The sequence below is a fragment of the Sphingobacterium chuzhouense genome (genome assembly GCF_014692525.1).
GTDB classification, from domain to species: Bacteria; Bacteroidota; Bacteroidia; order Sphingobacteriales; family Sphingobacteriaceae; genus Sphingobacterium; species Sphingobacterium chuzhouense.
Map to the genome: position 1 here is coordinate 673,746 of NZ_JACNYL010000002.1, position 15,268 is coordinate 689,013.

A 15,268-nucleotide genomic window follows, 5' to 3' on the forward strand; every position below is an offset into this window, starting at 1 on the left:
TATTCATTATTACAACCATCAAAAGACAAAATATCTTTATTTTTTTTCATTTTTTACTTTCATTTACAAAAATAAACGTAATTTTACACCGAAAAATCAACCGAAACTATAAAAATATTATAAAAAAAATGTCAAGCCCTAGATTTAAAGCAGCAGAATTAGCCATATCTCGTCCAATGGAGGATATGGAAAAAGTAGAATCATTAAGACCAACGAGTATCTACGGAAAGAATGTCTTCACTATTGCGAAGATGCGAGATCATCTTTCCAAAAGTACGTATAAAGAACTTCTTCAGGTCATTGATGAGGGCACAAAATTTTCAAGGGAACTCGCCGACCAGATTGCTCAAGCAATGAAAACATGGGCTATCAGTAATGGTGCCTCACATTACACCCACTGGTTTCAGCCATTGACAGGAAGTACAGCTGAAAAACACGACGCTTTCTTTGAACCTGATGATAATGGGGAAGCTATCGAGAAATTTACAGGTGATGCCCTTGCACAACAAGAACCGGATGCATCCTCGTTTCCGAGTGGTGGTATCCGTAATACATTTGAAGCTCGCGGTTATACCGCTTGGGATCCTTCTTCTCCTGCTTTTATCTTCGAAACAGCAGCGGGCAAAACGTTATGTATCCCCACGGTATTTGTTTCTTATACAGGCGAATCTTTAGATTATAAAGCACCTTTGCTAAAAGCCGTAGCAGCCGTCGATAAAGCTGCTACCGATGTTGTGCAGTATTTTGACAAATCCGTAACGAAAGTTAATGCTTCATTGGGTATCGAACAGGAGTATTTTCTAGTCGATCTTTCGTTATTCCATGCACGTCCGGATCTTCAAATTGCAGGTCGTACCCTTTTTGGGCATCTGTCCGCAAAAGGACAGCAACTGGAAGACCATTATTTTGGTGCCATTCCAGAGCGTGTATTAGCCTATATGGTCGATTTAGAGAACGAGGCACTAAAGCTTGGTATTCCATTGAAAACCAGACACAATGAAGTAGCTCCTTCTCAATTCGAATGTGCTCCTATGTACGAGGAAATCAACTTGGCTATCGACCACAATCAGCTGTTGATGAACCTGATGGAACAAGTCGCCGTTCGTCATCACTTTAAAGTATTACTACACGAAAAACCATACAGCGGAATCAACGGATCAGGTAAACATAACAACTGGTCATTGATTACCAACACAGGTATTAACTTACTTTCGCCAGGCAAAACGCCGAAAAACAACTTGATGTTCTTGACCTTTTTCGTCAATACAATTAAAGCCGTCTATGAACATGCTGATTTACTTCGCGCTTCCATCGCCAGCCATAGTAATGACCATCGTTTAGGTGCAAATGAAGCTCCGCCAGCGATTATATCTATCTTCTTAGGTTCTCAACTAGATGAGATCCTGGAAGAAGTAGAATCAGCCCGTGTAGCGAAAAAAGTGAAAAACGATGCCAACTTATGGCACGGCATTCCAAAAATCCCAGATTTGAAACTGGACAACACGGATCGTAACCGTACTTCGCCTTTTGCTTTTACTGGAAATAAATTTGAATTCCGTGCTGTTGGTTCTTCTGCAAACTCCGCGTTACCGATGATTGTACTCAACGCTATCGTTGCTAACCAACTTATCGAGTTTAAAACAGAAGTAGATAAACAGATTAAAAAAGGCACTAAAAAAGATTTAGCACTGCTTAACGTCATCCGGAAATATATCAAAGAATCTAAAGCGATTCGTTTTGAAGGTAACGGATATAGTGAAGAATGGGCGATTGAAGCGGAAGCTCGTGGGCTTTCGAATATCAAATCAACGCCTAAAGCGTTAGATGTATATGTTAAAGAGGAAAACCTCACGTTATTTGAAAAATTAGGTATTTATACAAAACGTGAGTCAGAAGCACGCCATGAGATTTTGTTGGAGAACTTCTTTAAGAAACTTCAAATCGAAGCGCGTGTAATCGGTGAAGTCGTAACCAGCCAGATTGCACCGGTATGTTTTATTTACCAAAATGAGCTTATTGAGAACGTAAAAGGTTTGAAAGACTTAGGTTTGCCTAAAGAATCATATAGTTCTCAGATCAATTTAGTAGAGCGTATCTCAAAACATACCAATCTGATTTTGGAAAAAGCGGAAGAGATGCGTCAAGCTCGTAAACGTGCCAATACCATCGAAGATATACGTGAACTTGCCATTGCTTACGATGAGGTGGTCAAACCTTATTTTGACGAGATTCGTTATCACGTAAACAAATTGGAAAAAATTATCGACGATAATAAATGGCCGCTTCCAAAATTGAGAGAGTTGTTATTCTTGCGATAATAAAAATTCAGCGCTACTAACCTCCATTAATATAGTCAGCACCCAACTTATCGTTGGGTGCTTTTTTCATTCACAAAATTCCACCATTCCTTTTCGATCTGTGCTGCATCTTGCTGGCCATCAAATACAAACAGCCTATAGTTAAGTGTATAAGTATAATCGGGTTCCAAAAGCCAATCCCGATCTTTCGTCGGAGAAAAATTGATGAATACATTTTCTTTTCCACCATTAGCATTACGGTCCCAGATACGTAAAGGTTCGGGGTGATTAAAATTCTCGGGATGGGATAAAATAGCCATACCACCATATCCATTTGGTAATAGCTGTCCCTGTACCATACACCAACGTGCTCTACTACCATCTGTGTTTTCCCACGTTTTCCCTTCCGAAGTCAACACGTCGCTGTTACTAGCATTCCAGGATGCTACTGCTCGCCATCCCAGACCACCATATCGGTAAGTAAGCAATCGTAACGGACTCGACGTAGCACAGCGCATTTTGATACTGATGTCAATCCAATAATAATTATGCTGCCCCTCCGGCAAATGGACGTTAACCGTCTGCCACTCATGAAGCGCTACTTCTTCACGTCCATCCGCTTTAAAGACCACATGATCGTGTAGTACTGTATAAGTTGCTTCCCGAGCATTGACTTTATGATCTAGCAACCGAACAAAACGAACCGTTCCTGTCTTTTTATAAAGATTCCAAAAATCAACGGTATCTCCCTTATATAACGTATGCGTCCAAGGATTCCAAATACCATAATGATGATAATGATCACTCGGCTGTATCCGCGTGAGCTGATGCCCCTTTAAGGTATAGATCGGATGGATAAAACCGCTGCGTTGATAGCTACTATCCTGTCCTTTCGGCGGATAAACCGTATTAAAATGGTAAGTAAGTAACGGTTGATCATTCTTAAAAATGGTCAGTACGCTATCGACAACTAGTTGAAGGCTATCCGTCCGTTTATCATTATATGCATAACTGAAATGCAGGGATCCGCCACATATGAGCATCAAAATACTCGTTATATAGGATAATAAGTATTGTTTATTTGTTACTCGTTTTTGTCTGATCATCAAAATTTAAAACTATACCTACAAACATAACTTTTTATATGAAATCTGTATGGTCTAACACTAAAAAAATAATCATTAAATTTATGCTCTAAAACATCTCATTTTAATGAACATTTTAGCATTCGCTGCAAGCAACAGCTCGACATCAATTAATAAAAAGTTTGTAACCAGTGTTAGCAAATACTACAAGGAGCCCAATGACGTTATAGAAATAATAGATCTTCATGATTTCGAGGCACCTCTTTTTTCCGAGGATTGCGAAAAAACAGATGGGATACCTTCAACAGCTTATGATTTGGCTAAAAAGATAGACGAAGCAGACTTTATTCTCGTTTCCTTTGCAGAACATAACGGAAATTACAGCGCTGCATATAAGAATATTACCGACTGGGTGTCCAGGATTCCCGGACGCAAAATCTATAATGGTAAACCACTTTTTATTATGGCAACCAGTAACGGAAAACGCGGTGGACAAAGCGTATTAGATATCGCTGCAAATCGTTTAGCAAAAGATGGAGCCGATATTTTGGAAATATTTAGCCTACCTCAGTTCTCCGAAAACTTCGAAGATGGTAAAGGCGTTACTAATGTAACATACAGAAGTCAGCTGGAGGCCAAAGTCCGAAAAACAAAAAGAATACTAAAGCAAAAGCTTGATTAAAACAGGTAACTTATAAAATATATTATTATGGCAAAGAAAGTATTATTATTAGTAGGTGATTATGTAGAGGATTATGAAGCCATGGTTCCTTTCCAGGCAATGGAATCCGTTGGGATAAAAGTTGATGCTGTCGCGCCCGACCGTAAAAGTGGTGATACCGTTCCAACCGCCATCCATGACTTCACTGGTGACCAAACCTATAAAGAATTACGCGGACACAATTTTGCTATCAACAAAGATTTTGATAGTATCCACGTGGAGGATTACGATGGATTATATATCGCAGGTGGACGCTCCGCAGAATATATCCGGTTAAACAATCGCGTCATTGAAATCACTAAACATTTCTTCGAGCAAAATAAACCGGTGGCAGCGATCTGTCATGGTATTCAAGTATTGACAACTGCTCGGGTGTTGGAAGGCAGAACCCTCACCGCTTATGTCGCAGTCGGTCCTGATATTGAGCTGGCAGGCGGAACATGGAAAAATATCCCGGCAGACCAAGCCATTGTAGATGGCAACCTAGTTACTTCACCGGCTTGGCCAGGACATCAAGCTATTTTGAAAGAGTTTTATACATTATTGGGTATTACCATAAACTTATAACGAACCCAACAATACAGATGAAAGGAAAAAGAAAATTCTGGATAATTGCTGTCGGTTTAATCGTTCTTTTGGGATATGGAATCTGGGAGGCTTATAACCAACCATCCATTAACGATTTACCGGGTGATTTTGAGGAAGTAGCATTCGTTCGAAACGAACAGAATAAAGGCGGTATTATGCGTGTTTATGCGGTGACTGTGGGCGATATGGCAAACGCAAAATATGACGCCTGCGCAGATATGTTTCCCACCAATGATTACGGCAGCATGACGAAAATTTATTTTTTCGATAAATCAAAACCCTATCCTACCAATTTAACAATCGAACCACCTCATTATGATACAAATCAATATGAAGCGGTCATGATTCTTAAACGAACAGGGTCATCGGAAAAACCTTAACACATATTCCCAAAAATACATATCCAATTTTCTAAAATTGGGTATGCATTTTATTAAAACAAACTATATTCCGTGACTATCCTTTTCGGGTGTGCGTCGCGATAAACTCTTTAGGAGAAACTTTCATGACATGCAGAAATACTCTATTGAAATGAACAGCCGTATTAAATCCACATTGATACGCGGTTTCAGCAATGCCCTCTACTTTATTATTAACAAATAGCTGACAGGCACTTTCAATACGTATTTCGTTGAGAAAAGAAACAAATGTTTTTTGGGTATGCTTTTTAAAAAACTTACAAAAAGCAGTAGGCGTTAGGTAGATGAGCGCTGAAACTTCTTCGATAGATATATTTCTTTTATAATTTTCAATGGCATATTTAATGACTGTATTAATGCGAAGACCGTCCGCGTCTTGAAAATTCACCTTACTCAAACCGGAATACATGGATATAAAATGATCTTCACGAGCCACCAATGCCCTAAATATTTGGATTACATTAATTAGTTTAGATGAACCACTTTCCCTATCCAGTGTTAAAAATAATTCTTTTAAAGATTCGGCAAACTGCTCCGGTAAAAGTTTGCTGGCGTCCAAATTATAAAAAAGAGATTTGATTGCCTGCATTTCCGTCATGTCAAAAAACGGACGTAGCTTTTCTAAAGAGAAAAAAAGATGAATAACATGTATTTTGGACGGTGTTGTAATGCGATCATCTTTAAAAAACAAATGAGGATCGTTGGGTTTGATAAGAAATATTTGATTTTCCAGACAGGGACGTATCAAGTTTCCCAACATAAAAGCCCCTCCACCTTCAACAATATAAGTGATTTGAAACTCCCGATGCCGATGGTAATACTCGTAGAAATTAGTACCGGTGTTATCCATGACATAGAAAGCTTCGTCACCCCGTACAGGCACCGTAAATTCAATTGGTTTTCTATGCTCGGAACTCTTCATGATAAAACAGGGTGTGCCTAAAAACGAACCTGACACCGTTTTAAACACACCCGATATAATAATTAACCTAAGAAAGGATAACGGTAATCTGTTTCCGGATGGAATGTTTCCTTAATGGTACGTGGAGAAACCCAACGTAATAAGTTGATCATCGAACCTGCTTTGTCGTTTGTGCCGGAACCTCTTGCTCCACCAAATGGTTGTTGTCCAACTACTGCTCCTGTACATTTATCGTTAATATAGAAATTGCCAGCCGCATTCCGCAATGCGTAAGTAGCCTCGTCAATCGCATAACGACATTGTGAAATAATGGAACCGGTCAACGCATAAATAGAGGTCTTATCGACCAATTCCAGCGTTTCTTCCCATTTATCATCTTCATAAACATAAATTGTCAATACCGGACCAAACAACTCTTCACTCATTGTCTCGTAATCTGCTTTTTTAGCCAAAATTACAGTAGGATGGATAAAATAACCTTTCGATTTATCATACTGTCCACCGATAACGACTTCCGCATCAGCGGAGCTTTTTGCACGGTCTATATAAGATGTAATCTTATCAAATGCTTTTTCATCAATAACGGCATTGATAAAATTACTAAAATCTTCTGTTCCACCAATTTTAAAGGACTGTATATCTTTCTCCATACGTGTGCGGAGATCACTCCACAACGACTGTGGAATATAAGCACGCGAAGCAGCGGAACATTTTTGTCCTTGAAATTCAAATGCACCACGAACTAATGCTGTGTTTAGTACCGCAATATCGGCCGATGGATGTGCTAAGATAAAATCCTTACCGCCTGTCTCCCCTACAATACGTGGATATGTTTTATAACGATGAATATTTTCTCCTATTGTTTTCCATATATTTTGGAAAACACCCGTCGAACCGGTGAAATGAATACCTGCAAAATCCGGATGTTTAAAGATAACATCACCTGCATCCGGACCAGAAACATATACTAAATTTATCACACCTTTAGGAAGGCCTGCTTCGATAAAGACCTCCATAATTACATTTGCCGAATAAATCTGTGTATTGGAAGGTTTCCATACTACCACATTTCCCATCATCGCTACACAAGAAGGTAAGTTACCGGCAATCGCTGTGAAGTTGAATGGTGTCAATGCAAAAACAAATCCTTCCAACGGACGTTGCTCGACCCTATTCCAAACACCTTTTGCATTCGCAGGAGGTTGTTGGCTATAGATTTCGGTCATATATGCCACATTGAAACGCAAGAAATCGGCCAGTTCACAGGCAGAATCAATTTCAGCTTGGTAAGCATTTTTAGATTGCCCTAACATCGTGGCTGCATTAATTTTGTAACGATATTTAGTAGAAACCAATTCCGCCGCTTTTAAAAAGATAGCAGCACGTTGCTCCCACGGAAGGTTTTCCCATTTCTCTTTTGCAGCCAGTGCCGCGTCGATAGCATCTTCCACATGATTTTTTGTACCTTCATGATAGTATCCCAAAACATGTTGATGGTCGTGGGGAGGTGTCAACTTCGCTTTATTTCCAGTGCGCACTTCTTCTCCTCCAATATACATCGGAATATCCTTCTCTTGTCCTCTTGCTTCTTTTATAGCTGCTTCCAACAAAGTTTTTTCCTTTGTACCAGGAGCATACGAATTAACGGGCTCATTAACTGGCGTAGGAACATTAAAAAATCCTTTTAACATAACTGTGCTCTTTTAAATTTGAGATAAAGTTACCTATTCTATAATACGCCAAATTTACGGATTATGTTTTTATATAAACATATATTGACTCGTAGCTGATAAAACAAAAAAAATAATGGAAAAATATGTTGTTAGTATTTTATTTTGAACAAAGCGAAAATTTTAGACCAAAGCCAAATCGGGCCAATCGTTAACAAGCGCCAAATAGCTATCGGTGGAATCTCTGTGGGTTCTTTTTTCGCTTGAAGAGAAGCCCCTACAATGCCAATAAGGGTAAGCACTGTACAAACTAGCCACACCGCAGGGCCACCATCGCGTTCTACATATTCCAACTGAACAATGCAGAAACTCATCACCCCTATGGTGAAAAGCATAGCATACGATAACGTAGGAGCCAGCCGCAAATACAAATAGATAATAACGGCGATATAGAAAGATCCCCAGTTCAAGAAGGTATCCATATTCATACGAACCAAGAAACCCAGCTTAGGGAATGGAATCATCCAGATCAACCCCATTACACCAAAGAACGCTAAAGCAATAAATACGGCGTATACGATTTTATTGCCCGTTGCAAATGTTTGATCCATTTCGTAGAAAATACGGTCTACCGGTCTTTCAAACTTTGGTGTTCCAACGGTCTTTTTCTGTTTTTTGTTCATGCCTCCAAAGGTACAGAATTTCTTTTACGCCCTGTCATTTCCTATTCATCCAATAAAAAATCACCGGCAGCACTGTAAAACTCAAGAGCAGACAGATCAGCAATCCGCCTACAATCATAATAGCGAGTGGTTTTTGGATTTCTGATCCCATACCCGTGGACATGGCAGCCGGTAACAATCCCATCGAGCCCATTAGCGCAATCATAACCACCGGGCGTATCCGACTTTTAACACCGGCATAAATAGCCGGCAAAAGTTCCATCCGTTGACGGAGATTATCTCGTATCACGCCGATTAACACAATACCATCAATCGTAGCAACACCAAATAAGATAATGAAACCGATTCCTGCCGAGATACCAAAGATAGTGCCCGTGACCCATAATGAAACAAATCCACCAATAAATGCAAACGCTAACGTTAAAGAAGACACCAACGTGTCTTTGAAGTTCCCAAAGTTGAAATAGAGCAACAACAGTATCAGCGCGAGGCTGATCGGGACAACCAGTGATAGCTGTTTTGCTGCCCGCTCCTTACTTTCAAACTCGCCCGCCCATTCCATGTAATTTTCTTTAGGCAAAGAAATCTCCTGTTCTACGACATGTTTCGCTTCCGCAATTGTGCTGCCCAAATCGCGTCCGTCGATACTGAACCCAATACCAATATACCGACTATTCCCTTCGCGGTAGATAAAAGCAGCGCCCGTTTCATAACTGATCGTAGCAATCTCCTGTAAAGGAATACCACGGCCATTACTGCTCGGAATTAAAATGTTCTTGATCTTTTCCGGCGTATCACGATAATGTTCGTCGAAACGCAGCACAATATCAAACTGTCTATCTCCTTCATAAAATTTCGTGGCTGCCTGTCCACCTATCGTCATCGCCACGACCGCTTGTACATCGGCAGTAAACAGTCCATATTTTGCCATTTCCGAGTCATGGAGCTGAATGCGCAATTCCGGCAATCCGATATTTTTATAAACATTAATATCCGTGATACCATGTACTTTTCCGATAGCAGAAGCAACTTGATCCGCATAGTCTTCCAGATCATACAAATCATCACCAAATATTTTAATCACCAATGAACTTTTCACGCCCGCGACAAATTCCTCCACATTATCTTGTATTGGTTGGCTGAAACCGAAATTTATACCCGGATAATGTGCGAGCTTCTCCCGCAATTCCTGTATAATATCGTCTTTTTTCACCTTCCGTTCCCATTGCTTCTCATCTTTCAATTGCACATTAAACTCAATATTAAAGAAACCCGTTGGATCCGTTCCATCATTTGGCCGTCCAGTTTGGGTCAATACAAAATCAATCTCCTCGCATCCCTTTTCCATGATCGCTTTCATTTCATTCGCTAGTCTGGTGGATTCGCGGAGGTTGACGCTATTAGGTAATGTTGCACGAATATAGATTGCACCCTCGTTCAGTTTAGGTAGAAACTCCGAGCCGTAATGCAAAAATTTGAGTAAACAAACGATCAAAATACCTAGAAAAATACCGATGGTCGTCTTTTTATAGCGAAAACTCGTTTTAAACAAGTCAAAAATGGTTCGTTGGAAAAATCGGGTCACGATATTCTCGCGTTCTTCAATATGTTTAGTAAACAAAAGTTTACACATGGCGGGTACATAAGTCAAGCTCAGAATCAACGATCCCAATAAAGCATATGCCAATGTAAATGCCAATGGCGTAAACATTTTCCCCTCCACTTTTTGGAAGGAAAAAATCGGAAGCAATGCGACAATCAGAATAACGAGCGCAAAAAAGATATACGATGCAACGCTTCCCGCGCTTTTTTTGATGACACCGAGCTTACTCATTTTCGCAAAACGCTCCGGTCCGACACGATGTGATAAACCCGCCAGGGCAACGAATACTGTCTCTACGATAACTAACGTCCCTTCTAACAACAAACCAAAATCCAGGGATCCCATGGAAATCAAGTTTGCCGGTAACCCTTGAATCTTTAACATAATGATGGCAAAGAGGAAAGACAAAGGAATGACAGAAGCTACGATAAAGGTTGATTTCCAATTGTACAGAAAGATAAAAACAATTAAAGAAACCAGTAAAATACCTTCTATTAGGTTATGGGAAACGGTACGGACGGTATTATCGACCAAATGCGTACGATCGATTACCGATTCGATCCGCACGCCTTCCGGTAATGTCCGTTGATTTAGTTCTTCTATCTTAGTCTTCAGATGGGTAATAACTTCCGATGGATTTTCGCCACGAAGCATGACCACAATCCCTTGTACCAAATCATCTTCATCCCCGAGTCCGACCTGTCCTAAACGCGGCTTATGGGAAATATCCACATCGGCTACATGTTTTATCAATATCGGTGTCGAGCCGTTGAGCTTAATGGTGATATTACCAATATCTTCCAGTTTATCCAATAAGCCTACGCCACGCACCACATACGCTTGATCGCCTTGCTCGATGACATCGCCTCCCACGTTGATATTGGATTTTGATACGGCGTCATACACATCCAAAGGCGATAAATCATAATTTTTCAGTTCCGCAGGATGAATCTTGATTTCATAAATTTTCTCCTCTCCCCCGAAACTGACAATATCCGCGACACCGGGAACACTGAGCAGCTCGCGTTCGATAACCCAGTCCTGTAAAGCGGTTATTTCTTTAATGGGCAAGTCGCCTTTGATCACATATCGAAAGATTTCCCCCGTTGCTCCAGAGGGTGGTTCTATTTCGGTACTTGTTCCTTCCGGTAAATCCACACCTGCTAATTTGCTGGATACGTATTGTTGCGCATAGAAATCGTCAACCCCATCTTCAAACTGAACGGTGACGACCGACAGCCCGAACAGTGAAATAGACCGTACATTGGATTTGCGGGGAATACTATTCAGTTCCTTGGTAATGGGCAAGGTAATCAACTTCTCCATTTCCTCCGCGCTACGTCCCGCCCATTGCGTAATGACACGGGCGCGTGTATTGGTGACATCCGGAAAAGCCTCTACCGCTGTATGACGCAGCGCATAAATACCACCAAACAACAATACCATTACAGCAAATAGGACCAACGTGGTATGCTGCAACGAAAAAGTAACGATGCTTTGTACTAGCTTCTTCATTTTTTATTTATTCAGCTGCTCAAATATTAGCAAAGCGTTTGAGCCGACGACCCGCTCATTTGGCTTTAATTTTTCCTTTATAAAGGTATACTCCTCGTTAAGCCCCACAGTCGATATAGGTCTTATTTCCATATCACAACTGTCCCGATATACGACGACATATTCTTTGTTATTGCTAAATACTTTCGCGGTGTTTGGAATCGCAAATGCGTTTCCTTTCTTATTTTTTAAGTCAATAATAATATCCGCACTCAACCCCGGCATTAAATCCAATTGGGGATTTGCCAATACAACCCGCGCTTTGAGCACATGTTCGTTATCATCAAAGGCATTGTATATTTTATCTATTTTTCCGGTATAAAACTTATCTGGATAGGCTACCGTACGAACTTTCACAGGATTGCCTAGTGCGACATGACGTAAATTGCTAGCATATATATTCACCATTACCCATACCTCTTTCAAATTGGAAATCGAAAACAGGGGTGCGCTGTCCTCGGTCACATTTTGACCCGGACTGATCGATTTTTGAATAATGTAACCATCCTTTGGTGCGAGAATATGAAAGGCATCTTTTCCTGCCGCTCTATAAAGCGATAAACTTTCGGCAACTCTATCGAGCTCTATCACAGCACTTTCCAATTCATGTTCAGCAGCAAGGACATCCGGTGCCGCTAACAGTCCGTCTGCAGCAAGTTCCTTTTTACTTTTAACTTGTTTTTCCAACAAGCTAATTTGATTTTGTTGATATCGCTGTTGTTGATAAAGTTCCTGAATCTGGGTAGATTTTATCGTTGCCAAAACTTGTCCTTTGTGCACTTGGTCGCCCAACTCAAAACCGACCCTGTCTACCACGCCCGATAGTAGGCTACGAAACGCTACCATATCATTTTCGTTGTACTCTATCTTTCCCGATAACGTCAACTGCTCTGTAACCGGACGCTCTTCTACAGCAATAATCTCTGTCGATTGACGTAAACCTGCATTCATACAAAACGTTGCTGGTTTTTCTACTTCCGACCGCTTCTCATCTGCTTTAGGCGTACACGAGATTAATGCACAACATATCCCGATGATATGCCCATAAATTATCTTCCTCATAACTTCTTAAAAATCCTTACCGATTAGATATTGTAGCTCCTCGAACGTGTTGTTGTAATCTTGCCACAAGTCCAGAAATGCTGCTCTTGCTTCCCGGTGAGATTGCACATAATCCATAAATTCCATTAATGTGACTTGACGGTTCTCCAAATGTTTACGGTAATTATCTATCATACCATCCTGTCCTTCTTCCATTCCGTCAGTCCACTGATTTAATACGTTTTCGTATTTCAAAAGTTGATTTCTACAGCGCAATACCGTTTGTTCCAACTCCCGTTGCAACGCCGTATACGTGAGATGCTCTTGATCTATCTGGTGTTTAGCTTTCTGTATATTTCCTTTGTTTCTGTTAAAAACAGGCAAATCCACTTGTACTCCCAAACCAATAAAATCTTGCATAATATTCCCACCACGGTCATATCCCAGTTGTAGCGTTACGTCTGGTGTTCGTTGTGCTTTTTCAAGTTCCAGGTGCTGTTTCGCCATTTCGATTGCCGTGGACTGCTTTTTAATACCGATATTTTGCTCAGCAATCAAATTGGTTATATCTTTAGGCACCAACAGGGTGCGGCTTACAAATGACTCCGCCACCGATAGCTTCTCTATTTCCAAATCGTTTATCCCCGTCAGCACGCGCAAGGTGGATAAACCCGCTTCGGCATCTGCTTCTAGCTCTGCCAGATCTTTTTGCATACGCAACAATTCGTTATGTACACGATTATAGTCTGCTTTGGACACATTTTCCTGCTGAACCTGCCGTTGGTATTGTTTTTCCAATTGCTGAAATAACTTCACCATATCGACGAGTTGGGTTTGGCTATGTTTTAGGGTTGCCAGATGATGGAAATGTTGGCGAAGCTCCTTTCTTAATTCCCGGACGAGTTCTTCAAATTCGTAGACGGCCATACGATGTTCCAATCGTTTGATGGCAACCCGTTTCTTTCGTTTACCGGCTGTTTCAACTAATTGCTCCAATTCTACAGACACTTGCTGGGTTTTACCGTAACTTCCAAAAAGAGGAGATAACGTTTCACTACCCGCATTCGCCCAAAGATTTACCTCACTAACTGCTAAACTAGGATTTGCCCACACCTTTTCCTGCACAATCTCTGCTTCTGCCTTGCTGACATCAAATTTCGCTGCCAACAATAAGTAGTTTTCCTTCAAGAAGCTTGCCTCCAGTTGTGCCAGGCTATAGGATTGCGCCCTGCTAAGCGATGCAACGAAAAAGAATAAAATAACGATGTAAAATCTCACCTCAAATCTATTTCCGGCAAAGTTAGGCGGACAATATTAAGGTAAACTTTAAGGTAGATTAGAGTTTGATTAGAAATACAATTGGACGGTCGTCCCCTTCTCGCTCGATAGAATATTCATTTCGATATGATGCAATGTAAAAATAATATTTGCCATCGATAAGCCTATACCTTTTCCCTGATATTTTCGCGCATTGTCCGCGCGATAGAAATTCTGTAGAATATACTGTATATCATTTTCTGGAATGCCGATTCCTTGATCGATGATTGCCATAACCAGTTTACCGTCTTGTTCCTGAAAAAGAACACGAACCACTTGGTTATCCGAATATTTAATGGCATTTTCCAATATATTTCCGAAAGCAAGCTCCAACAATTTATCGTTCCCATCCACCGTTAGCAGGCTATTGTTTTTCACCTGGATATCCACCTCAATACGTGCTTCGTGATAAAGTATCATATTCTCTATCACCTGCCACATCACCTCGTCCACACGAGTGGATAGTAACTCGAAGTTGGTCTTCGCGCCGGAGAGGAGCATCATTTGTTCGAGCGTATCCTGCAAATCCAATGTATATTGCTCTAATTGGGCAATAGTATTTTTATATTCTTCGACTGAGCGCGGCTTGCTCTCCGTCACTTCAAGGGTACCTAGCAAGGCAGTTATAGGCGTACGCAACTCATGCGAGACATAGTCGATGAAGTTCTTCTGTACATTGAATGTCTCCGCAATGCGCTTTACAAAATGATTGTAGGTTTTTACCAAATCTTCGATTTCAGCATACGTTTTAGTCAGCGATAGCGGTTTATTAAAGTTTTTACTATCCCTTTCCCGGATCTGATCTATAATCTTGATAATAGGCTGGTAGGCAATATGACTTAAATACCTGGAGAATAGAAAGATGAACGCTACACCGGATAGGAAAACAGCAATAAGGATGTGAAAGAGGGAGAGCATCTGCGCATTAAATGCGTCTTTCGGCTCGCGGGTGACGACAACAAAATCCCCTTGATTGTCCCGATAAAAAATGCCATTGTAGAAAAAAGAGTCCGTCTTGAAAAAACCATTTTCGACACGACGTACCTCGGCTAAAAAATCAGGAGAAATCTGTTCGGTCGTCGACATGTCCCCGTTAAACACCTGATCTAGACTGTCAAATACGACAATATTCTGTCTCGAAATCGTCCGATGCAATTGGCTTTTTACATTAGCATGCTCCAAAAATGACAATTCATCCTGTTCCAGGTAGTAAATCGCGGCCAATAGTGATTTGCTTTCTAACGATTGACGTTCTTTTCGTTCCATCTGCGCATAGTACGAAAAGTAGATCACGACGGAGAAAATCAGCATAATGACACCAAATATTACAACAGCATATAGAGACAGCCTGTGCTTTAACTTCATATC

12 protein-coding genes are annotated in these 15,268 nt (G+C 40.7%); 4 read left to right on the forward strand and 8 right to left on the reverse strand.

Annotated elements, in window-relative coordinates:
• Positions 1-128: 128 nt before the first annotated feature.
• Positions 129-2,318 (forward strand): glutamine synthetase III family protein, encoded by a 2,190-nt coding sequence (locus tag H8B21_RS09270; protein WP_165294230.1) that lies wholly within the window; start codon positions 129-131, stop codon positions 2,316-2,318.
• 47 nt (positions 2,319-2,365) lie between these two features.
• On the opposite strand, the gene H8B21_RS09275 is transcribed toward H8B21_RS09270, so the two are convergent.
• Positions 2,366-3,403: a DUF6807 domain-containing protein gene (locus tag H8B21_RS09275; protein WP_223814991.1), complete on the reverse strand. Its 1,038-nt coding sequence runs from the start codon at positions 3,401-3,403 to the stop codon at positions 2,366-2,368.
• Between the two features lie 106 nt (positions 3,404-3,509).
• Between H8B21_RS09275 and H8B21_RS09280 the strand changes: the two genes are divergently transcribed.
• Genes H8B21_RS09280 through H8B21_RS09290 form a run of 3 tightly spaced genes read left to right on the forward strand, consistent with a single transcriptional unit; the run spans position 3,510 to position 5,071 of the window.
• Positions 3,510-4,064, forward strand: coding sequence for an NADPH-dependent FMN reductase (locus H8B21_RS09280; protein WP_190313489.1), 555 nt, complete (start codon positions 3,510-3,512; stop codon positions 4,062-4,064).
• 27 nt (positions 4,065-4,091) lie between these two features.
• A complete protein-coding gene (locus H8B21_RS09285; RefSeq protein ID WP_190313490.1) occupies positions 4,092-4,670 on the forward strand; it encodes a DJ-1/PfpI family protein in 579 nt (192 codons plus the stop codon).
• A 17-nt stretch (positions 4,671-4,687) separates the two neighbouring features.
• Positions 4,688-5,071, forward strand: coding sequence for a hypothetical protein (locus tag H8B21_RS09290; protein ID WP_165294234.1), 384 nt, complete (start codon positions 4,688-4,690; stop codon positions 5,069-5,071).
• 76 nt (positions 5,072-5,147) lie between these two features.
• Here the strand turns inward: H8B21_RS09290 and H8B21_RS09295 are convergent, their stop codons facing one another.
• The 7 genes from H8B21_RS09295 to H8B21_RS09325 form a co-directional block, all read right to left on the reverse strand.
• Entirely contained in the window at positions 5,148-6,032 is an 885-nt protein-coding gene (locus H8B21_RS09295; RefSeq protein ID WP_190313491.1) for a helix-turn-helix domain-containing protein, read from the reverse strand.
• A gap of 62 nt (positions 6,033-6,094) precedes the next feature.
• On the reverse strand, positions 6,095-7,723 hold the full coding sequence (gene pruA / locus H8B21_RS09300) for an L-glutamate gamma-semialdehyde dehydrogenase (protein ID WP_190313492.1): 1,629 nt from the start codon (positions 7,721-7,723) through the stop codon (positions 6,095-6,097).
• 131 nt (positions 7,724-7,854) lie between these two features.
• Positions 7,855-8,385 carry a DUF962 domain-containing protein gene (locus tag H8B21_RS09305; protein ID WP_165294237.1) on the reverse strand — a complete coding sequence of 177 codons (531 nt, stop codon included), beginning with the start codon at positions 8,383-8,385 and terminating at the stop codon, positions 7,855-7,857.
• 34 nt (positions 8,386-8,419) lie between these two features.
• On the reverse strand, positions 8,420-11,503 hold the full coding sequence (locus tag H8B21_RS09310; protein ID WP_190313493.1) for an efflux RND transporter permease subunit: 3,084 nt from the start codon (positions 11,501-11,503) through the stop codon (positions 8,420-8,422).
• 3 nt (positions 11,504-11,506) lie between these two features.
• Positions 11,507-12,604, reverse strand: coding sequence for an efflux RND transporter periplasmic adaptor subunit (locus H8B21_RS09315; protein WP_190313494.1), 1,098 nt, complete (start codon positions 12,602-12,604; stop codon positions 11,507-11,509).
• 6 nt (positions 12,605-12,610) lie between these two features.
• Positions 12,611-13,861 carry a TolC family protein gene (locus tag H8B21_RS09320; RefSeq protein WP_190313495.1) on the reverse strand — a complete coding sequence of 417 codons (1,251 nt, stop codon included), beginning with the start codon at positions 13,859-13,861 and terminating at the stop codon, positions 12,611-12,613.
• A 69-nt stretch (positions 13,862-13,930) separates the two neighbouring features.
• A complete protein-coding gene (locus H8B21_RS09325; protein ID WP_223814940.1) occupies positions 13,931-15,265 on the reverse strand; it encodes a sensor histidine kinase in 1,335 nt (444 codons plus the stop codon).
• Positions 15,266-15,268 lie beyond the last annotated feature (3 nt).

Coding starts and splice junctions, on each gene's coding strand:
- H8B21_RS09270 (WP_165294230.1), top strand. CDS start 129: ATGTCAAGCCCTAGATTTAAAGCAGCAGAATTAGCCATATCTCGTCCA.
- H8B21_RS09275 (WP_223814991.1), bottom strand. CDS start 3,403: ATGATCAGACAAAAACGAGTAACAAATAAACAATACTTATTATCCTAT.
- H8B21_RS09280 (WP_190313489.1), top strand. CDS start 3,510: ATGAACATTTTAGCATTCGCTGCAAGCAACAGCTCGACATCAATTAAT.
- H8B21_RS09285 (WP_190313490.1), top strand. CDS start 4,092: ATGGCAAAGAAAGTATTATTATTAGTAGGTGATTATGTAGAGGATTAT.
- H8B21_RS09290 (WP_165294234.1), top strand. CDS start 4,688: ATGAAAGGAAAAAGAAAATTCTGGATAATTGCTGTCGGTTTAATCGTT.
- H8B21_RS09295 (WP_190313491.1), bottom strand. CDS start 6,032: ATGAAGAGTTCCGAGCATAGAAAACCAATTGAATTTACGGTGCCTGTA.
- pruA (WP_190313492.1), bottom strand. CDS start 7,723: ATGTTAAAAGGATTTTTTAATGTTCCTACGCCAGTTAATGAGCCCGTT.
- H8B21_RS09305 (WP_165294237.1), bottom strand. CDS start 8,385: ATGAACAAAAAACAGAAAAAGACCGTTGGAACACCAAAGTTTGAAAGA.
- H8B21_RS09310 (WP_190313493.1), bottom strand. CDS start 11,503: ATGAAGAAGCTAGTACAAAGCATCGTTACTTTTTCGTTGCAGCATACC.
- H8B21_RS09315 (WP_190313494.1), bottom strand. CDS start 12,604: ATGAGGAAGATAATTTATGGGCATATCATCGGGATATGTTGTGCATTA.
- H8B21_RS09325 (WP_223814940.1), bottom strand. CDS start 15,265: ATGAAGTTAAAGCACAGGCTGTCTCTATATGCTGTTGTAATATTTGGT.